Source organism: Spirillospora sp. NPDC047279, assembly GCF_040643285.1.
GTDB lineage: Bacteria > Actinomycetota > Actinomycetes > Streptosporangiales > Streptosporangiaceae > Spirillospora.
Genome location: NZ_JBEYUA010000001.1, coordinates 710,842 through 729,197 on the forward strand (window position 1 = coordinate 710,842; position 18,356 = coordinate 729,197).

General features: G+C 72.0%; 20 protein-coding genes. 10 read left to right on the forward strand and 10 right to left on the reverse strand.

From position 1 onward, the window contains the following. Positions 1-3: 3 nt before the first annotated feature. From ABZ810_RS03500 to ABZ810_RS03525, 6 genes are all read left to right on the forward strand, one after another. Positions 4-1,386 (forward strand): S8 family serine peptidase, encoded by a 1,383-nt coding sequence (locus tag ABZ810_RS03500; RefSeq protein WP_358398627.1) that lies wholly within the window; start codon positions 4-6, stop codon positions 1,384-1,386. Between the two features lie 142 nt (positions 1,387-1,528). Then, entirely contained in the window at positions 1,529-1,927 is a 399-nt protein-coding gene (locus tag ABZ810_RS03505) for a hypothetical protein (RefSeq protein ID WP_358398629.1), read from the forward strand. A 406-nt stretch (positions 1,928-2,333) separates the two neighbouring features. Beyond that, complete coding sequence (locus ABZ810_RS03510; protein ID WP_358398631.1) at positions 2,334-2,660, forward strand: hypothetical protein; 327 nt, start codon at positions 2,334-2,336, stop codon at positions 2,658-2,660. Next, entirely contained in the window at positions 2,660-3,154 is a 495-nt protein-coding gene (locus ABZ810_RS03515) for a hypothetical protein (protein WP_358398633.1), read from the forward strand. The genes ABZ810_RS03510 and ABZ810_RS03515 overlap by 1 nt, the downstream gene beginning before the upstream one ends. Beyond that, positions 3,147-3,836: a hypothetical protein gene (locus ABZ810_RS03520; protein ID WP_358398636.1), complete on the forward strand. Its 690-nt coding sequence runs from the start codon at positions 3,147-3,149 to the stop codon at positions 3,834-3,836. Before ABZ810_RS03515 ends, ABZ810_RS03520 begins: the two co-directional genes overlap by 8 nt. Before the next feature lie 17 nt (positions 3,837-3,853). Beyond that, complete coding sequence (locus ABZ810_RS03525; protein WP_358398638.1) at positions 3,854-4,201, forward strand: DUF6572 domain-containing protein; 348 nt, start codon at positions 3,854-3,856, stop codon at positions 4,199-4,201. Here the strand turns inward: ABZ810_RS03525 and ABZ810_RS03530 are convergent. The 5 genes from ABZ810_RS03530 to ABZ810_RS03550 form a co-directional block, all read right to left on the reverse strand. Continuing rightward, on the reverse strand, positions 4,185-4,871 hold the full coding sequence (locus ABZ810_RS03530; protein ID WP_358398640.1) for an HAD family hydrolase: 687 nt from the start codon (positions 4,869-4,871) through the stop codon (positions 4,185-4,187). The genes ABZ810_RS03525 and ABZ810_RS03530 overlap by 17 nt on opposite strands. Before the next feature lie 82 nt (positions 4,872-4,953). Next, on the reverse strand, positions 4,954-5,310 hold the full coding sequence (locus ABZ810_RS03535) for a hypothetical protein (protein ID WP_358398642.1): 357 nt from the start codon (positions 5,308-5,310) through the stop codon (positions 4,954-4,956). Between the two features lie 5 nt (positions 5,311-5,315). Then, positions 5,316-9,107, reverse strand: coding sequence for an RHS repeat-associated core domain-containing protein (locus tag ABZ810_RS03540; protein WP_358398644.1), 3,792 nt, complete (start codon positions 9,105-9,107; stop codon positions 5,316-5,318). After that, the gene (locus ABZ810_RS03545; RefSeq protein WP_358398646.1) at positions 9,100-9,591 is read right to left on the reverse strand and encodes a hypothetical protein; all 492 of its coding nucleotides are present in this window, start codon (positions 9,589-9,591) and stop codon (positions 9,100-9,102) included. Before ABZ810_RS03545 ends, ABZ810_RS03540 begins: the two co-directional genes overlap by 8 nt. Before the next feature lie 7 nt (positions 9,592-9,598). Then, positions 9,599-9,931 (reverse strand): PE domain-containing protein, encoded by a 333-nt coding sequence (locus tag ABZ810_RS03550; protein WP_358398649.1) that lies wholly within the window; start codon positions 9,929-9,931, stop codon positions 9,599-9,601. A gap of 139 nt (positions 9,932-10,070) precedes the next feature. On the opposite strand from ABZ810_RS03550, the gene ABZ810_RS03555 reads away from it, so the two are divergent. Further along, on the forward strand, positions 10,071-10,904 hold the full coding sequence (locus ABZ810_RS03555; RefSeq protein ID WP_358398651.1) for a hypothetical protein: 834 nt from the start codon (positions 10,071-10,073) through the stop codon (positions 10,902-10,904). 38 nt (positions 10,905-10,942) lie between these two features. Here ABZ810_RS03555 and ABZ810_RS03560 read toward each other — a convergent pair whose 3' ends face one another. Together ABZ810_RS03560 and ABZ810_RS03565 are read right to left on the reverse strand one after the other, a co-directional pair. Further along, complete coding sequence (locus ABZ810_RS03560; protein ID WP_358398653.1) at positions 10,943-11,206, reverse strand: hypothetical protein; 264 nt, start codon at positions 11,204-11,206, stop codon at positions 10,943-10,945. 37 nt (positions 11,207-11,243) lie between these two features. Continuing rightward, complete coding sequence (locus tag ABZ810_RS03565; protein ID WP_358398656.1) at positions 11,244-11,759, reverse strand: YbaB/EbfC family nucleoid-associated protein; 516 nt, start codon at positions 11,757-11,759, stop codon at positions 11,244-11,246. Positions 11,760-12,077: 318 nt separating this feature from the next. Here ABZ810_RS03565 and ABZ810_RS03570 point away from each other — a divergent pair, with 318 nt between their 5' ends. Continuing rightward, complete coding sequence (locus ABZ810_RS03570) at positions 12,078-13,655, forward strand: hypothetical protein (RefSeq protein WP_358398658.1); 1,578 nt, start codon at positions 12,078-12,080, stop codon at positions 13,653-13,655. Then, the gene (locus tag ABZ810_RS03575; protein WP_358398660.1) at positions 13,652-14,092 is read left to right on the forward strand and encodes a hypothetical protein; all 441 of its coding nucleotides are present in this window, start codon (positions 13,652-13,654) and stop codon (positions 14,090-14,092) included. Before ABZ810_RS03570 ends, ABZ810_RS03575 begins: the two co-directional genes overlap by 4 nt. Before the next feature lie 32 nt (positions 14,093-14,124). Here ABZ810_RS03575 and ABZ810_RS03580 read toward each other — a convergent pair whose 3' ends face one another. From ABZ810_RS03580 to ABZ810_RS03590, 3 genes are all read right to left on the reverse strand, one after another. After that, the gene (locus tag ABZ810_RS03580; protein WP_358398662.1) at positions 14,125-14,592 is read right to left on the reverse strand and encodes a MarR family transcriptional regulator; all 468 of its coding nucleotides are present in this window, start codon (positions 14,590-14,592) and stop codon (positions 14,125-14,127) included. A 186-nt stretch (positions 14,593-14,778) separates the two neighbouring features. Next, positions 14,779-15,519 (reverse strand): hypothetical protein, encoded by a 741-nt coding sequence (locus tag ABZ810_RS03585; protein ID WP_358398665.1) that lies wholly within the window; start codon positions 15,517-15,519, stop codon positions 14,779-14,781. 282 nt (positions 15,520-15,801) lie between these two features. Further along, entirely contained in the window at positions 15,802-16,743 is a 942-nt protein-coding gene (locus ABZ810_RS03590; protein WP_358398667.1) for a DUF6177 family protein, read from the reverse strand. A gap of 159 nt (positions 16,744-16,902) precedes the next feature. On the opposite strand from ABZ810_RS03590, the gene ABZ810_RS03595 reads away from it, so the two are divergent. Then, positions 16,903-18,354, forward strand: coding sequence for an LCP family protein (locus ABZ810_RS03595; protein WP_358398670.1), 1,452 nt, complete (start codon positions 16,903-16,905; stop codon positions 18,352-18,354). Positions 18,355-18,356: the final 2 nt, after the last annotated feature.

Here is an 18,356-nt window from a genome sequence, read left to right on the forward strand (position 1 = left end):
CGGATGACACGTTTCCTGGCCGCGGCCGGGGCGGGCTCGATGCTCGCCCTGACGGTCGCCACTCCCGCCGGGGCGGTCCCAGGCCCGCGGAGTGAACAGTGGTGGTTCTCCGCTTGGGAGATCCAGAAGAAGGTCTGGCCGGTGAGCCAGGGGGCGGGCGTCACCGTCGCCGTCATCGACACCGGTGTGAACGCGTCACTGCCCGAGTTCCAGGGTGCCGTCGTTCCCGGTGCCGACCTCGAGGGCGGCTCAGGCGGCGGGCGCACCGACACCGACACCGCGACCGGCGGTCACGGCACGGGCATGGCGGCGCTGATCGCGAGCCAGGGCGGGCGGACGGGGTTCGTCGGCGTCGCGCCGCAGTCCAAGATCATGCCGTTGACCGCCAAGAGCCCCCCGACCATCGCGAAGGCCATCCGGCACGCGGCGGACAACGGTGCCAAGGTCGTCAGCATCTCCCAGGGTTTCCCCGCGCGGGGCGGTTGCCAGCCTGACCTCCAGCAGGCCGTCGGTCACGCGATCCAGAAGGACGTCGTCGTCGTCGTCTCGGCGGGCAACCAGGGCAACGCCGCCAACCCCTCCAACAACCCGGCCAACTGCGCCGGAGTGCTGGCGGTCGGCGCGGTCGACAACAAGAAGAACGCCTGGGTCGGGACGCAGCGCCAGCCGTACGTCGCGGTGGCGGCCCCCGGCGCGCCCGTCACGAGCGTCGGCCGCAACGGCGCCCTGGTCGGGAACGTGATCGGCACCAGCCAGGCGGCGGCGCTGACGTCCGGGGTCGCCGCGCTGGTGCGCTCGAAGAACCCGCAGATGTCCAACCGCGAGGTCGTGCAGCGCATCATCGCCTCGGCCGTCGACGCCGGTCCTCCCGGCAAGGACAACATGACCGGCGCCGGCGTCGTCATCCCGGAGCGGGCGCTGACCGCCACCGTGCCGAAGAGCGCGCCGAACCCGGTGTTCGACAAGTACGACCAGTGGGCCAAGACGCAGGGAGCGGGCGGCCAGGCGGGCGGCTCCTCGGCGCCCGTCGCCGAGACGCAGAACAACGATGACCGTAACAGCATCATCACGCTGGTCATCGCCGTGGGCGCCATCCTCGCCGTCGTGCTGGTCGCCGTGATCATCCTGTTCGTCGTCAAGCGCAAGAGCGGCGGCGGTCGCCCGCCGTCCGGTGGCGGCGGGTACGGCGGTGGCGGTTACGGCGGAGGCCCCGGGCAGCAGGCCGGCGGCCCGCCGCCGGGCTGGGGCGCCGGAGCCCCCCAGGGCGGCCCTGGTCAGAGTGGCGGATACCCGAGGCCCCCGCAGGGTGGTCAGGGCGGCGGCTACCCCACGCCTCCGCAGGGCCCGCCCGGTCAGCAGGGCCCTCCGCCCGGCTACCGCCGCTGACCGGAGGGGACGCCGGGGCCGACTACGGCCAACGCGACATGTGGGACATCACGCGCCAACCGTGCGTGGTGCTGGCTAGCATGCAGGACCCGTCAGAGGACAAGCTCCCCAGAGAGGCAGTGCGTTGAAGAAGTTGCTGGTCATGCCTGCGGCGATCCTGGCGCTCGCGCTGAGCGTCAGCGCGTGCGGTGGTGACGACAAGGACGGCGCGGCGGGCGGTAAGGCGGGCGGCGCCTCGGGTTCCCCCTCGGCCTCGCCGAGTGCTCCGGCGGTCATCACGCCGGGCAACCAGGCTCCGGGCTCCGGCACCGGTGCGGGCAACGGCACCGGGAGCGGCCAGGGCACCGGCAACCTCACGCCGGCGCAGAAGAAGTCCCTCCAGACGCTGACCAAGGTCGCCAAGTGCATGCGCGCCAAGGGCTACCAGGTCGACGACCCCAAGCCGGGTGACTTCGGCGTGGCCCCCAAGAACGTGACGGACGCCAACAAGGCGAACGCCGACTCGGCCGCCTGCGTGAAGCAGGCCAACTCCGGCGGCTGACGCCCCGTACGCGGCACCCCTCGTACGCGGCACCCATCACCTGACGACCACACCTGACGCCCGGACGAGAGCGGCCACTTCCTGATGCCGCTTCCGTCCGGGCGTCAGACGTCCCGTCAGGCCGTTTTGTCCCCCATGCCCGGCTTGTGTCTGTCATGCCCCATCGGAAGCGGCCGGACGGGCCCTGAGGGGCGCGGAGGGTGCCATCTCGGCAGGGTCCGGCAGGCGTGCCGGTGGTCGTCCAGGCGCGCCGGCCTCGTCCAGGCGTGCGGGCCGTCGTAACCGGGTCCGGCCAGAACGTGCCGTGCTGACCTTTGTGGCGTTTGTCCAGTTATGATCTCCTCCGGGACGTCTGTGAATCTCGGAGGGTCGGGGACTTGGCGCACTTCTCACTCGGGGCGGACCGATGACCGGGGCCGGATTCGAGGTCTCTCCCGACCGGGTGCGCTCGTCGGGCCTGGAGCTCAAGTCGATCGCCGACCGCCTCGCGGACGCCGCGAAGCAGTTCCAGGCGGAGGTCGCCGGCTTCGGCGAACCCTGGGGCGGCGACGACATCGGAATGATCATCGGCCTGGCGCACGGGGCCGTCTTCGAGGCCGCGGTGGAGTGCTTCACCGACAACGCCTCGGAGATCATGGGGCGCGCGGAGCAGGTGGGGCAGGTCGCCGACGGCTACGACCAGATGGAAGACGCCAACCTGCTGTACGTGAACCGGATCGGCGACGTTCTCTGATGGGCCTGCAACTGCCCGGCGAGCTGATCAGCCTCCTGAGCATGCTGGGGTACACCTGGCCCGAGGCGGACGAGACCAAGCTGTTCGAGCTCGGCACCACGTGGACGCAGTTCGGCGGCACCCTCCAGTCGATCGCGCAGGACGCCGACACCGCGGCCCAGCAGGTGTGGACCGGCAACAAGGGCGAGGACTTCGACGCGTTCCGCGAGGCGTGGACCGGCGAGGACGCCGCGCCGCAGAACATCCAGACCGCCTCGATCAGCTGCATGGCCATGGGCGTCGGCCTGTTCATCGCGGCCGGCGTGGTGCTGATGCTGAAGATCAACGTGATCATCCAGCTGATCATGCTGGCCATCCAGATCGCCCAGGCGATCGCGACCGCCGTGGTCACCTTCGGGGCCTCGCTCGCCCAGATCCCGATCTTCAAGACGATCGCTGGCGTGATCATCGACATCCTCATCGACCAGGCGATCGGAGTCCTTCTCGGTGACTAGAGGACCTGGCCGCGGCGGTGCGACCCGCGGGAAGAACATCCCCGGCGCGGGAAAGCTCGTCAAGCTCGTCAACGGCACCGGCGGGTTCCCCGGTCAGGGGCCGTGGCAGCCGGACAAGTACAAGGGCCTGCCGCAGAGGAAGGGCAAGAACCCCCCGCTGCCGAACGCGATGCGCGGGCAGATCGGCAACGACCTCTCCGAGGCGGCCGCCAAGAAGCGCGGCGAGTCCGTCATCGCCAAGGAGGTCCGGTTCCACGAGCCCGGGGACTGGAAGGACGTCACCAAGGCCGACCACGTGGTCAAGATGCCGGACGGCAAGATCAACGGCGTGGAGATCAAGTCCGGCGGCGGTGAGCTCACGGACCAGCAGAAGAAGTTCTATCCGCGCATCCCCGACGGCAACGTCGAGGTGGGCTCCAGCTCGCTCAAGGACGAGGGCCTGCCGAAGCGGCACGTCCTGACTCCGGGGGAGATTCCGGAGGTTCGGGTCGAACGGTGGGACGTTGATAGCATGCCCACCAGCACGAAGAACGCCCTCGAACATCACACCGTCCAGGACGTCCTCGACGGTAAGGCGGGGCCCGCCGAACAGCAGGCGCTCGACAACTGGATGGGCCAGAGCGGCAGCCGTGTGGTCGAGACGACCTACAGACAGACCCCTCCGGCCGCTCCCACTCCCTGATCACTCTGGAGGCGACCTTGACCGTAGAGGACTTCGGCACCGTGGACGAGATCACGGCGACCGACGACGGGTCCTCCTACACGCTGGTGATGGTCGAGACGCGGCCCTTCGAGATGTCCGAACGGCAGACCGACCAGCTGCTCGCCAAGATCAACTCTTATCTGGACATCATCCAGAGCGGGAAGCTGGTCGAACGTTTCCCGGAGATGGCGGGCAAGGAGATCAAGGTGCGGCTGGTCTGCATGGACGAGCCCTCGCACCCCAAGGCGATGGAGCTGCTCTCGACCGGCGCCGCGCTCTTCCGCAAGCACGGCGTCGACTTCGCGGTCGAGGTCGTGCCGAGGGAGTTCATCGAACGTTCCTGAGGAGCTCGCCGAGCGCCGCGGCGAAACGCCGCCGCTGTTCGTCGACGGACACCACGCCGGTGTCGCAGTACTTCTCCTTGTAGGCGTCCAGCGCCTCGGCGGCCTCGTCGTCGTGCCCGAGGCGGTGCTGGACCACCGCCAGCCGTTCGAGGCGGCGGGCCTCGTGCCCCGGCGACGGCGCGGGCTCGCCGAGATGCGCCAGGAGGGCGTCGGTGCCGGCCCGCTCCTCCATCCAGGGCAGGATGCCGTCCCGCACGGCCGTGGTGACCAGCGACACGGCATGCTCGATGCCCTCGGCGTCGCTGACCCGCACCTTGCCGAGCTCGTCGTTCAGCTCGGCCGGGAGGACCTTCGTCCGGTCACCGGAGACCGTCACGTACTCCGGGGCGTCCTCGCCCAGGCCGCTCAGCTCGCGCACCATCGCCTCGGCCGGCTCGTGGATGAGGGAGAAGCCGATCGGGTCGAGGAAGACCACGAGCGTGTCCTTCGGGCCGGACCGCTTGGGCACGGTCAGGTGCCCGGTCCAGTCGCCCGCCTCGCCCAGCGTGATCGTGGACTGGTCGCCCCGCCCGCCGCGGAAGCCGAGCTCGCCGAGCGCGGCCTTCTCCTCCTTCTTCCAGGCCCGCTTGAGCTCCGCGTTGGTCGCGGGAGGACCCTGGGCGGCGTTCATGAACGCGATCCCTCCATCGGCTGGCCGATCACCGGACCCGCCCAATCTACGCGACACCCCCGGAACCGGCCGGCCGGGCCGTTCAGCCGCGGGCCTCGAGCGCCGTCATGACCAGCGTCGCGACGCGCAGGGCGGCGTCCCATCCGTCCTGGTCGATCTCGGGGAAGGCCTCGCGCACAGGGGAGGGGACCTCGCCGCCCTCGGCGGCGTTGAGCACGTCGGCGACGGGGACGCCGGGCGGGGTGAGCGCCAGCGCGGTCGTGCCATCGGCGTCCTGGACAGCGAGGCGCCCGGCGGCGGCGCGGTTGTCGTCGGTGTCGGAGCCGTAGGCGAGCAGGGCGGCCCGGAACGCCTCGGTCAGCTCCTCCGCGGACGTCCCGGAGCGGTCGGCGAGGGCGAGCAGGGAGGCGAGGAAGTCCTCCCTCGGCGTCGTCGGCATCGAGATCACCGCCTCCTAATCTCGACCTTGCGGACGCGCTCGTTGAACTCCTCACGTGCTGATTCCGGAACAGCATAACGATCGGGCTCGTTCGTCGGCTTGATCTCGTACCCCTGATCCTTGAGCCACTGCTTGGTGCCCGGATCGGCGTGCATCTCGATGTAGTGCGTGTAGTTCTGGCGCTTGCCGAGGGTGCGCGGGTCGACGACGCCCTTGTCGGCGATCCACTTCGGCTGGCGTTCGTGCCCGGGGCGCGGGACGAGGCCGCCGGCGGCCTTGGACGCCTCCGCCTCGCCCTGGCTGCCGTACCGCTCGAACTTCTCGGGCGGACCCTTGGGGCGCAGCCCGAGCGGGTCCATCCAGCCGAGCGGGTTGGCCACGTACGCGTGCGGGTTGAAACCGCCCGCCAGGCCGATGGGGTCGCCGGAGGCGTATCCGGCCGAGATCGGGTCGTAGTAGCGGTGGTGGTTGTAGCTCAGGCCGGTCTCGGGGTCGCGGTACTGGCCGGGGAACCCCAGCGGGCAGTCGACGCCCGACGTCGGGGCGGGCACCTTCGCGCCCCACACCGTGGTGCGCGACCTCCAGACGACCTCGCCCGACACGTCGACCAGTTCGGCGGGCGCTCCGACGAGGTCGGTGACGATGGCGTGGAAACGTTCGTCGATCCACCGCTGGGACGCGTCGCGCGCCGGCACACGTTCGGTCTGGGCGAGGGGCCGGTAGCTCTCCGGCTCGTACTCCCAGACGGTGCAGCGTGTCGACCACGCCCGCCGTTCGGGCGACCAGACGTTGTGGATCTGCTCAGCGACGACGTCGTCGTCCCAGGCGAAGTCGACCTGTTCCAGCACGCTCCGGCCGTCGGCGGCGAGGCGCTGCTTGGAGGCGCGCCGGCCGAGCGCGTCGTACCGGTAGCGCCACCGGGAGCCGTCCGGCGTCTCCACGCCGACCAGCCGGTCGTCGGCGTCCCACTGATACCGCCAGTTCAGCGGCGTGGACGACGGGCGGGCCCGCTGGCGGAGCACGATCCGGCCCTGGGCGTCGTGCTCGTAGCGGACGTTCCCGGCCCGGCGGATCAGCGTTCCGGAGTGCTCGCGCGCCCCCACCGCGTCGGCGTTCGCGTCCGGGCCGGGCCCGGCGGGCGGCGCCGTTCCCGTCCGGCCGTTGACGCTCGTGCCCGGCGGGACGACCGGCCAGTCGGCGTGGGTGAGGTTGCCGGTGGGGTCGTAGGCGTACCGCTCGGTCCAGCCCTGCGCGCGGACCGCGACGATCCGGCCCGCCGCGTCGACGTCGAGGCGGCGGTCGCCGTTGAGCCGGTCCGCGATGCCCGTCACCGCGCCGTCGCCGCGATAGGCGTACGCACGGTGCTGGAGGAGCCGCGGCTGCCCGGCGTCCTGGGCCCCCGGGGCCGGTGCGGCGACGGGGGCGCCCCAGAGGGTCTGGGTGCTCAGCTGGTGCGTCGCGTCCCACTGCTGGGCGAGGATCGTGCCGTGCCCGATCCGGCGCTGCACCTCCCGGCCCGCCGCGTCGTGCGCGAACGTGATGGTCTGGCCGCTCGTGGCGAGCGCGGCGGGCTGCCCGGCCGGATCGAAGGTCCACGTGCTCTCGGCGCCGGACGGCGTGCGGCGCCGGACGCGCCGGCCGAACCGGTCGTACGCGGACGACACAACGGCGCCGTTGCAACGTTCGGCGACGACCCGGCCCATCGGGTCGCGGTCGAAGCGCAGGTCGGCCACGTCGTTGGCGGCGCGGAGCAGGCGGCCGGACGCGTCCCGTTCGAACACGGTGCGGGCGCCGTCCACGTGCTTCTCCGCGACATGGCCGAGCACGTCGCGGGTGAACGTGACGGTCTGCCCGAGCGCGTTGGTCCTGGCGGAGAGGAGGCCCGCCGCGTCATAGGCGTAGGAGACGGTCCGGCCGTTGAAGTCGGTCTCGGCGACGACGCGCCCGCCCGCGTCGTAGTCGTACGTCCATGTCAGGCCCTGCGGGTTCACGACCTTCGTCAGCCGCAGCTCGCCGTCGTGACCGAACTCCAGCCGCGCGCCGTCCGGGCCGATCTCCGCGACCGGCGTGCCGAACGCCGTGAACTCGGTCCGCGTGACGCGTCCCGCGCCGTCGACGTACTCGGTGAGATTGCCCTCCGGGTCGTACGACCAGCTCTCCACCGTCTCGTCCGGCAGCGCGCGCCAGGCCGGCCTGCCCTCGGGCGTCCAGCCGAACCGTGTCACGCCGCCCAGCGGGTCGGTCACCGAGGAGACGCGGCCGAACGCGTCGTGCGCGAACCGCGTGACCGCGTTCAGCGGGTCGGTGACCGCGACCGGGAGGCCGGCCGCGTTCACCTCCATCCGGGTCGTTTGCCCGTGCGGGTCGGTGACGGCGACCAGATGGCCGCGCTCGTCGTAGGCATAGCCCACCGTGGAGCCGGCCGGGTCGAGGATCCGCGTGAGGTTGCCGCGCTCGTCGTACTCGTGGTGCCAGACGTTCCCGCCCGCGTCGGTGATCTCCACGGGGAGGCGGGGGCCGCCATAGGCGAACGCGGCCCGCGCGCCGTCGGGACGGACGAGCTCGGTGAGGTTGCCCTCGTCGTCGTAGGAGTAACGGGTGGTGTGGCCCAGGGGATCGGTGTGCGCCACCATCCGGTCGAACCGGTCCCACTCGAAGTGCGAGGTCCCGCCCAGCGGATCGACCTGGGACACCACCTGGAGCGCGTCGTTGTAGACGTAGGTCGTGACGTGCCCCAGCGCGTCGGACACCAGGGTCCGGTGGGCGTCCGGCTCGTACACCAGCGAGGTGTCGAGGATGCCGTCCGACCCGGCCGCCCGCACCGCGCGGCCCTGCTCGTCGTAGTCGTACCGGTACCAGTGGTCGTTGCGGTCGTGCCAGCCGATGAGGCGGCCCTCCGCGTCGTAGCCGAGGCGGAGCGGACGCCCGGAGGAGTCGATGATCTCCGAAAGGTGCCCGGCGCCGTCGTACCCGTACCGGACCACGGTGACCCCGCCGGCCTGGCCGCCGGTGTCGCTGGTGTGCAGCCGCAGGGCGGTGACGCGCCGTTCGCCGCCGTCGTGAGGGGCGGTGTCGACGGCGACGCGGTAGCCGCCCGAGTGGCGGATCTCGACCAGGACGCGGTCCTCGTACACCAGGTCCACCCGGTTGCCGTTGCGGTCGCTGATCGCGACCAGCGGCAGGCTGGACCAGCCGTGCTCCTCGCCCGGCGCCGGGAAGTGCAGGATCCGGCAGGTCTCCGGGTCCGTCAGGGTGTAGCCGCCGTCGGACGTCAGCACCAGCGGCCACTGCGGCCCCTCCGCCGGCAGGAAGCGGACGTTGGGCAGCCCGGCGTGCGGATACTTGAGGATCATCGCGTCCGCGGACAGGAAGAGGACGCCGTCCGGCTGCGGTTCGAGCCGCTGGTCGAGCGTGGAGGCCCACGTCCGGCCGAAGAGCCGGCCGTCGCGGTAGCTGGAGATGTGCGTGCGCTCCAGCGCGAACGTCAGGACGCCGGGGAGCCGGAGGTCGGTGCCGCTGAGCAGGACCTCGCCGGTGATCACGTCGATGGGGTCGCGGGTCGTGGCCCGGCCGTCGGGCTGCCGCCCGTCCCGCCGGTCGCCGCCCTGACGGCCCTGGTCGCGCCCGCCGCGGCCGCCGTCCCGGCCGCGGCCCCCGCCGCCGCCGGACCCGCCGTCTCCGCCGCCGCCCCGGCCGCCGGAGGAGGGGAATCCCTCCGCTCCGACCGCCTGGCCGAACCTGCCGGGCGCCTGGCCGCCCTTCCGCCTGCCCTTGTTGCCGCCGCGGTTCTTAGCCAAGGAGGGCCCCGATGGCCTGGTCGACGAGCACGTCGATGATCATTCCGGTGATCTCTTTGAAGATGGGGATCTCGAGGAGGGAGGCGCCGAACGTGACCGCGGCGGTGGCGATGGCCTGGGCGATCTGGATCGCCAGGATGACCAGCTGGACGATCACGTTGATCTTCAACGCCAGCACGACGCCCGCGCAGAGGAAGAAGACGCCGCCGACGACCATCGACGAGGTGGCCGCGGTCCGGAGCATCTCGGTCGGCGCGTCCTCGCCGCTCCAGGCCTCCTTGAAGGCGTCGATGTCCTCTCCCTTGTTGCCGCTCCAGACCTGCTGGGCGGCGGTGTCGGCGTCGGCGACGATGCCCTGCACCGTTCCGCCGTAGGCCATCCAGGCGCCGCCGAGCTCGAAGAGCTTGCTCTCGTCCGCTTCCGGCCAGGTGTAGCCGAGCATGCCGAGGAGCCCGATCAGTTCGCCGGGAAGTTGCAGTCCCATGGAGCGCTCAGCCGTTCAGCGCCGCGGAGACGGAGGTGACCTCGCCGACCATCTGCTGCTCCGCCTTCTCGTAGTTGTCGGCCACGGCGATCAGCTTGTCGGCGAAGGCGCCCATGTCCGCGGCGGCACCGGTGAACGACTCGTCGGCCTGCGCCTGGATCGCGGTGTAGGACTCGCCGATCAGCATGCCGATGTCGTCACCGCCCCAGGGCGCGCCCATGCCCTCGACGGTGGAGACCAGAGTGGTCCATTCCTGCGACAGCCGGTCTCCCGCGTCGGAGAGACCGCTCGCCGCGCTGCGGATGGTCTCCGGCTGGATGGTGTAGCCGTCCGCCGTCACGTTCGTCCCCCCTGGACCGAGTCGAGTGGACGATCATGGTAGGCGACAGACCGAATTGGGGCGAATAGGAGAATAAACAGCGATATTGTTCGCGCAGCAAAACCCCGCATGTCCCCCGCCTCCTGATGAGGATGCCGAGTTGAGCACACCACCGCCTGGAGGGCCCTACCCGCCACCACCGCCCGGTGTGCCCGGCGGCCCTTCCCACGGCTACCCGGGCATGCACGCGCCGCCCGGAATGCCGGCGCCTCTGTACCCCGGCGGCCCGCCGCCCCGCAGCAAGGGCAACCCCGCCGCCCTGATCGTCATCCTGCTCGTCGGCCTGCTGGTCGTCGGCGGTTGCGGCGTGGGCGGCGTCATCCTGCTGACCGGGGACGATGACGACGACCCGGGGCGCACGACGGCCGGGTCCGGGCAGCTGTTCCCGACCTCGGTCCCCACGCCGACGTTCTCCGTGCCGACCACGCGGCCGACCCCCCCGACGACGCCCCGCAAGCCGGTGGTCGGCTCGTCCTTCTTCGCGCGGTCGGTCTCGACGAGCAAGGGCACGTACCTCCAGTCGAGCTCGTGGTCCAGGAGCTGCTCGTCGAGCTACAAGCTCAAGTCCCGGCTGGCCACGCTGCTCCGCCAGGAGGACTGCAAGGGCCTGCTGTACGGGGCCATGTACCAGGGGCCCAACAAGCTCACGTACGTGCAGATGACCGTCGTCCAGTTCCCCGACTCCTCGACGGCGCAGCGGGTGGCGCGGCGCGTCAGCTCGTCGACCGCGCCGGTCATCCGGGTCGCCTACGGCAACGAGCCGGGCCACTGGTGGTCGAGCTCGTCGGTCGGCGAGTACGTGCTGATCCGGCAGTCGTTCAACAACGAGGCCCGCTACCCGGGCCCGCGCACCGGCCCGGCGCAGACGCTCGGCGACACGCTGATCCGCAGGTTCCAGGCCGAGCTCACCAACATGTACACCTGGTCCAACTGACCCTGCCCGGCCGGCGCTGCCCGGCCGGCGCTCCCGGCTCAGCCGGTGGACGGGCCGGTGCGGCGGGCCGGTGCGGACGCGGCCAGGTCGCGGTGGCGCAGGTCGGTCGCGACCAGCGTCTCGACGGCGGCCTGGTCGGCGGGCTCGGCCTCCGCGCCGCGCGGCCAGACCTGCTCGCCGCCCTCCCGGTATTCCCCCTCCCGCTGGAACGCGCGGAGCAGCTCCCAGCGGGCCTCGGGGCCGCGCGCGGACGACTCCCGCAGGCGATCTCCCAGACGGCCGTAGTCGATCGTTTCAGCCACGCCTGAAGGTTGGGGACCCGTCGTCTCCGCCCGGGCCTCAGCGGCGGTTGCTGATCTTGGTGATCGTGTCGTTGAGCGCCTGGGTGATGAGCTCCATCTGGCGGAGGCTCTGGTTCTGGATGTCCTCGACCTGCTTGCCGAGCGTGTCGGTGTCGACCGCCTGGTCGGCGGCCGCCGCGGCGGCCTTGGCACGGAGGTCGTCGAGCGCCGCGTTGACCGCGACCACGATCTGCTCGCCCAGCTCGGCCGACGCCAGCCGCATGGCGCGCGGGTCCATCTCGACGCTCTTGAGCCGCCCGCCCGCCTCGACCGTGGCGAGCACCCGGCCGTCGGCCGCCTCGCCGACGCCGACGACGGGCTCGCCACCGCCGGCCGCGTCGCGGGACCGGCCCTGGGAGGCACCGGCCTGCCGTCCGGCGTCCCGCCCGGCCGCGCCTCCGGCCCCGGAGGCCGGGGCCGAGCTGTCCGCGCCGCCCCCCTTGCGCATCGACTCGAGGGTCTTGCGCGCGTCGGTCAGCATGCGGTCGAGCTCGGCTCCTGAGAAGTCGGCCATCCCCCGGCCTTTCATGGTCTGAACTGGTCTGCCTAGCGAGGATAACGAGAACCCGGGAAAGGGGGTATGTCGGGAGACAGGTGGCTGTAATCATGCGGTGCGAGGGACGGCGGCGCCACCGGAGACACCCGGCGTCTCGTAGTCTTGCGGGAGAGGAAAGGGAGGCAGGTGTCCGACTCGAGCTGGCAGCACGCCGTACTCCGTGATCTTGGCACGTCGCAACGTGGGCTTGCGGTGCTCGAGCACACGTCACGGGGCGCGTCGGAGGGTTCCTGGGGTGCCGAGGCGGCGCCCCTGCCCTCGGCGGAGCCGTCCCCGATGTCCGCGATGCCGCCGACGCAGCCTGCCGACAACCCGATGGCCGCCCCCGCCGTGATCCAGGGCACCGGTCCGGTGATGGACGGTCCGTCCGTGATCCAGGGCACCGGTCCCGCGATGCCCGAGACCCCGCCCGCGGTGATCCAGGGCACCGGCCCGGTCCTGCCGGAGAGCCCCCCGGTGGTGATCCAGGGCACCGGCCCCGCCATGCCCCAGACCCCGCCTGCCGTGATCCAGGGCACCGGCCCCGCCATGCCCGAGACCCCGCCCGCGGTGATCCAGGGCACCGGCCCGGCGATGCCGCCCGACGTCCAGCCCCAGCCTCAGCCGCACGCGGCGCCCGTCCCGCCCGAGCCCCAGCCGCACGCGCAGGGCCATGCCGCCCAGCTGTACGCGGAGGAGCCCGGCCTCGGAGGCGACGACCAGGCCCTGGCGGCTCCGCTGGTCAACGAGGAGTTCAGCTGGGACGCGGCCATCTCGCCCGTCCTGAGCGGCCAGGCGCCGGGCGCCCCCGGCGCCCCCGGCGCCATGGACGACGAGGAGGCGGACGAGGGCCACCAGGACGCCGCCTACGACCCGCACGGCACGGGTGCCGCCGCCCAGCCCAACCCGTCGGCCCACCAGCACGGCCAGTCCCTGTCGGGCGGCCACCAGCAGTCCGGTGCCGGCGGCGTGCCGATGGCGCACGAGTTCGTCCGCAAGAACGTGCACGGCGACCCGCTGATGCGCCGGATGGGACGAGGCGTGCGCAAGGCCGTGGGCGCCTCCGGATCCGCCGGGGTCAAGACCCAGGCCGAGATCGTCGAGCTGCTGCAGCGGCCCGTCCCGAGCTACCGGCAGCTGGCCGTCGCCAGCGTCCGCGGCGGCGCGGGCAAGACCACCATGGCCGCCATGTTGTCGACCGAGCTGGCGCGGCACCGCACCGACCGGGTCCTGGCCATGGACGCCGACGCCGAGCTGGGGTCGCTGCCGCTGCGCCTCGGCGTACGTTCGGAGTTGTCGCTCTTCGACCTGGCCGGGCAGCAGCCGCGCACCTTCGAGGAGGCCTCGCGCTACCTGACGCGCACCAACGACGGCCTGTGGGTGTTGTCGTCGACCCGCGGCGGCCGGATCGCCGGCGAGTTCAACCTGGAGACCTTCCAGTCCGCGCTGAGCACGCTCGCGCGCTACATCTCCACCGCCGTGATCGACTGCGGCGCGGGCATCCTGACCGAGCTGCACCGCGGCATCCTGAGCACCACGCACGGTCTGGTCCTGGTCACTCCGGGCACGGTCGACGGGGCCCTGAGCGCCCGCGGCGCGCTGGAGTGGTTCGCCAACAGCGGCCAGCAGGCGCTGATGTCCCGTACGGTGATCGCGATGGTGATGCACGCCCCGCAGGTCGGCGCCGACCTCGACCGCGCGACCCAGATGCTCGGCGCCTGGGGTCTGCCGGTCGTGCAGGTGCCCTTCGACCGGCACGTGGCCGCGGGCGCCGCGCTCGACCTGAGCAGGATCGGCGAGTCCACCCGCATGGCCGTCGACCGGGTCGCCTACGAGGTGTTCGGGCGGGCGCTCGGCCTGGGGGTGGCCCGGTGAGCTGCGACCTGATCGTCCTGGCCCGGCGGCAGCCCGACGTGCACGCCGTCGTCGACGGCATGGTGGCGCTCGGCGAGGCGGTGCACATCCGCGGCGGCGAGCCCGACCCGACCCTGCTCTACGACGCCGACCGCCGCCTGCTGGTCTCGATCGAGGACCCGGTGCTGATCTCGGTGCCGGGCGAGGTCGGCCGGCTGCTCGGGCCGGAGTTCGGCGCGCGCGCCCAGGCCCCGGTGTGGTGGGTCGACGTGCGCGCGGTGTCCGACATCCCCGATGCCGAACGGGTGGCCCGCAAGTTCGCCGAGGCCCTCGTCCACTGGGTGGGCGGCACCGTCTACCCCGACGGCGCCCCCGAGGCCCAGGTCCGCAGCTGGAAGGCGACCGACCAGCGGACCGGCGGCGCCGCCTCCTACACCGGCGGCGTCATCCAGAGCTAGGGCCCGCCAGGCCCTTCAGGGGTTGCGGCCGGTCAGACCGCTCGGGGGGTGCGGCCGGAGTGGTGTTCCAGGACGCGGGCCAGCATCTGGACGAGCTGCTCGCGTTCGGCCGCCGAGAGCGGGGCGAGCAGCTCCTCCTGAACGCCGGTGAGGCCGGTGTCGAGGCGGCGGTAGTGCTCGCGTCCGGCCGAGGTGACCGTGACGATGTTGCGGCGGCGGTCGGACGGGTCGGGGGAACGCTCGATCAGGTCGCGGTCGGCGAGGTCGTTGAGCGCGGCCACGACGTCGCTGCGGTCGATGCCGGTGCGGCGGCCCAGCGTCGCCTGGCTGGCGGGCCCGTATTCCACCAGCGCCGCCAGCAGCCGGTAGTGGTAACCCCGCGAGCCGGCCTCGGCGAACGCCTCGGCGAGGAGGCGGTGGGCGTGCACGGAGGTCTGGCTGATCAGCCAGGTGGGCAGCTCCAGCAACCGGGCGGGCGGGGCGTCGTCGGCCGTCGTCATGCGGCTGAGTCTAGTCCATTTGTTGGTTCATCCCACGATGCCGGGTCGGATCCGCGCGGCGTGAAGGCCAGAGCGGCGCCCGCCGGGAGGGCGGACGCCGCTCGGATGCCGCACGAACGGTCCCGTGACGATGGCGTGACGGTGCGTGGGATCGGCCGGGCCTGCCTGGTCGGCCCGCCCGGGAGATCAGTTGGACCAGCTGATCACGTTGGCGATCTCGATGCCGAGCTCGCCGGACGTGGTGTAGACGGTGCCGTTGCGCTCGCCGGCGTCGCTGCCGCTCGCCCAGTAACCCTGCGAGTAGATGACGAACTGGCCGCGCGTCCAGCTGCGGGTCCACGAGCTGGGGTTGCGGCTCAGGGTCGGCAGGCCGCTGCCCGACGGCGGCAGGAGCAGCGTCGGGTCGGCGCCCTCGCTGGTCTCGTCGTTGACCGCGGCGGCGGCGGACGAGTCGGCGAAGCGCAGCACCGACACCACGGTCACGATCTGCCGCGACGGGTTGGTGTAGAGCGCGGACTGCATGTCCTGGCTGCACGAGTTGGTGCGCAGCGCCCGCTGCAGCTCGGCACCGGCCCGGGCCACGCAGCTGCCGCTCCGGATGCCGCCGGCCCGTGTGAACGTGGTGCCGCCGGCGGTGCTGACCGTGGTCTTGAGGATGGTGCTGAGGTCCTCGGTGGTGGCCGACTGCGAGGTCGTCGGCGTGGGCACGCCGGTGGTCGGGGTCGGCAGGGTGACCGGAGGATCGTCGTCGTCGGCGCTCAGCACGACGAAGGCACCGGCGGCCACGACGATGACGACCAGGACCGCACCGATGATCAGCAGCGGGATCAGCGGGCCGCCGCCGCTCGGCGGCCGCGGCGGTGGGGGCGGGTAGCCGCCGGGTCCAGGGCCGTAGGCCGGCTGCCCGTACGGGGGCGGGCCTGGCACTGGACCCTGGGGGTATCCCGGGTGGCCGGGTGGGGGGTTCTGGCCAGGCCATTCAGGAGGGTTCATCACTGCTCCAGGCCGTTAGTCATGAAATAAGAGTAAAGGTCGGGCAAGGCTATCGGGTATGCGATCCCTGGAGACGACGTCCGGCTCCAGGTCACACGCCCCGTCGTCGTTATTGATTCGCGCCGGGCCCCATTGGTTCCGCCCTTTCGCGTACAGGTTTCGCCGAGCGGGCTTTCAGCTTGGCCGGGCGGCCCCGCCGCGGCCCCCCGGGGCGCCCTAGGACTGGAGGTGCTGCATGAGGTGGCGATGCCGCTGCCAGCCGTCGGGCGAACGGCCGTCGCCCAGCGGGAAGAGGGTCAGCGGGGCGCGCGGCGGGCCGACCTGCTGGCCGGGAATCCCGGCGGGGCCGTTGACGCTGCCGCTCACGGCCAGTGCCACCGGGGCGGGTGCACCGGTCCAGCGCGGCTCGGTGGTGAGGTCGGCGCGTCCCGGGGTGAGCTGCACGAACAGCGAGGCGACCGGCTGGTCGGCGGCCAGGCCGCCCACCAGGGACGGCAAATGCTGGAGTGGGGGCGGGTCCTCCGGCGCGTAGCCGACCGTGACCGTGCTGACCTCGGCGATGCCGCCGCCGGTGCTCGCGGAGAACTCGCACATCGCCTGGGCCGCGCGGGGCCCGTCGCCGCCGACGATCAGCTTGGCACTGGACCGGCCGCGCACGTACTCGGTGAACCGGTCGGACTGCCAGGGGTGTTCGAGGGGCTCGGCCGGCCCCCAGCCCGCCGGCGTCTTGCCGGTCAGCAGCTGGAGCAGCCGTTCGACGGGACCGCCGAGGACGCCGTCGGTGCCGTGCCGCATCCGGTAGACGAGCGTGAGCTGGGAGCCGATCGGGGCGCCCGGCCGGCTGGTGAAGCCCGGCGCGTAGTCGCGGGCCTCGGGCACCGGCGCGAACATGCCCCCGGACCACCGCAGCGGGCGTCCGGTCAGTCCCTCGTAGTAGCCGCTGCCGTCACGGATCACCCACTGCACGCCGTCGCCGGCCGCCGCCACCGTGCGCAGCGGCAGGGACAGCCGGGTGTCGAGGGGGGTGACCAGCTGGAGGACGCGGCCGGAGTCGGCGCCCTCGGCGATGGCCGTGGCGAGCCAGGGGTGCAGCGCGACGACGGGCCGGTCCTGGAGTATGACCATGGCCCGATCTGTCAGCGCGTCGACGGTGCTCATCCTGCCGCCACTCTAGTGGCGTCCGGGCACCGCCGTTCGGGCCGCCCGAGCGATGTCATCCGTGGCCAGGGTTCGCGCGTCTGGGTTACATGGTGACATTTCCGGTTCTGGTGTGATTTATGTTAGTACGCCGCTAAGAGCCGACGCCGTGGTGAGACCGTGCTGACGAACGACGTGGTAACGCGCAGAACAGGCCGGTGGGAGCCGGACGACGCTCCTCGTACCGGTCGCGGCTGGCGTCTCCTCGGCATCCTCTCGATCGTGATGTCGGTGATCCTGGTGATCGCCAGTCTCGGCGCGTACTCCTTCTACCGCAGGCTGGACGGCAACATCGAACGCGAGAAGGTGGGCGGGCGCCTCGGCCCCCGGCCCGCCAAGCTGAACAACTCGGTCAACATCCTCCTCATGGGCTCCGACAGCCGGGACGGCGAGAACCGCAAACTGGGCGGCAGCGTCGGCGGCGGCGGCTCCGACACCACGATCCTCCTGCACATCTCGCCCGGCGGTGACAAGGCGGTCGGCATCAGCTTCCCGCGCGACTCCATGGTGCAGATCCCCACCTGCGAGAAGTCGGACGGCGGCACGGTGCCGGGCCGGCTGGGCATGCTCAACTCCGCGTACGCGCTCGCCGGGCCCGTGTGCACCTGGAAGACGATCGAGAAGCTGACCCAGATCAAGATCGACCACTACATGGAGGTCGACATGGCCGGGTTCATCAGGGTCGTGGACGCCCTCGACGGCGTCGAGGTGTGCGTGCCGAAGGCGATCAACGACCGCAAGGCGCACCTCGACCTGAAGGCCGGCCGGCAGACCGTGCGGGGCGAGCAGGCGCTCGGCTACGTCCGCACCCGCAGCGGCGGCCTCGGCGACGGCTCGGACCTCTCCCGGATCAAGCGCCAGCAGGCGTTCATGGGCTCGGTCGTCAAGAAGGCCACCAGCAAGGGCGTCCTGACCGACCCCGGCAAGACCTACGGCTTCCTGGACGCCATCACCAAGGCGATCAAGGCGGACGACCGGCTCACCGTCTCGGTCATGCGGCAGCTGGCCGGAAGCCTCAAGGGCATGAGCGCGGGCAAGGTCCGCTTCGTCACCGTTCCCGTCGTGGCCTACCCCGCCGACAAGAACCGCGTCATCTTCGACCCGGCCCGCTCGCCGTCCCTCTTCGACGCCATCCGTACCGACAACTCGCTCCCGCCCGCGTCCCCCAAGCCCTCGTCCAGCTCCAAGCCCGAACAGGCCGGCACGACCACCCCCAAGCCCAAGCCCAAGGACGTCAAGGTCGTCATCTACAACACGACCAAGGTCGACGGCCTCGCCGCCCGCACCGCCGACCGGCTCAAGAGAGAGGGCTACCAGGTGACCAAGGTCGGCTCCCTCAAGGCCGCCGCGTCCAAGACGCAGATCCTCTACGGCACCGGCGCCCGCCCGGCCGCCGAGGTCCTCGCCGGCACCGTCCCGGGCCCCAAGCCCACCGCGGGCCCCTCCGCCCGCCCCGGCCTCGTCTACCTGGTGATCGGCAAGGACGGCGTCAAGTTCAAGGGCGCCGGCTCCGCCATCCCCAAGATCACCGGAGAGATCCGAGCCGACCGCGACGTCTGCAAGGCCACCTGAAC

What these genes read in the sequence shown, in the direction of transcription:
- ABZ810_RS03565 (WP_358398656.1), bottom strand. Translation starts at nt 11,759, where the DNA reads ATGGCCGACTTCTCAGGAGCCGAGCTCGACCGCATGCTGACCGACGCG.
- ABZ810_RS03545 (WP_358398646.1), bottom strand. Translation starts at nt 9,591, where the DNA reads ATGGGACTGCAACTTCCCGGCGAACTGATCGGGCTCCTCGGCATGCTC.
- ABZ810_RS03510 (WP_358398631.1), top strand. Translation starts at nt 2,334, where the DNA reads ATGACCGGGGCCGGATTCGAGGTCTCTCCCGACCGGGTGCGCTCGTCG.
- ABZ810_RS03505 (WP_358398629.1), top strand. Translation starts at nt 1,529, where the DNA reads ATGCCTGCGGCGATCCTGGCGCTCGCGCTGAGCGTCAGCGCGTGCGGT.
- ABZ810_RS03515 (WP_358398633.1), top strand. Translation starts at nt 2,660, where the DNA reads ATGGGCCTGCAACTGCCCGGCGAGCTGATCAGCCTCCTGAGCATGCTG.
- ABZ810_RS03590 (WP_358398667.1), bottom strand. Translation starts at nt 16,743, where the DNA reads ATGAGCACCGTCGACGCGCTGACAGATCGGGCCATGGTCATACTCCAG.
- ABZ810_RS03535 (WP_358398642.1), bottom strand. Translation starts at nt 5,310, where the DNA reads ATGCCGACGACGCCGAGGGAGGACTTCCTCGCCTCCCTGCTCGCCCTC.
- ABZ810_RS03530 (WP_358398640.1), bottom strand. Translation starts at nt 4,871, where the DNA reads ATGAACGCCGCCCAGGGTCCTCCCGCGACCAACGCGGAGCTCAAGCGG.
- ABZ810_RS03580 (WP_358398662.1), bottom strand. Translation starts at nt 14,592, where the DNA reads ATGACGACGGCCGACGACGCCCCGCCCGCCCGGTTGCTGGAGCTGCCC.
- ABZ810_RS03570 (WP_358398658.1), top strand. Translation starts at nt 12,078, where the DNA reads ATGTCCGCGATGCCGCCGACGCAGCCTGCCGACAACCCGATGGCCGCC.
- ABZ810_RS03500 (WP_358398627.1), top strand. Translation starts at nt 4, where the DNA reads ATGACACGTTTCCTGGCCGCGGCCGGGGCGGGCTCGATGCTCGCCCTG.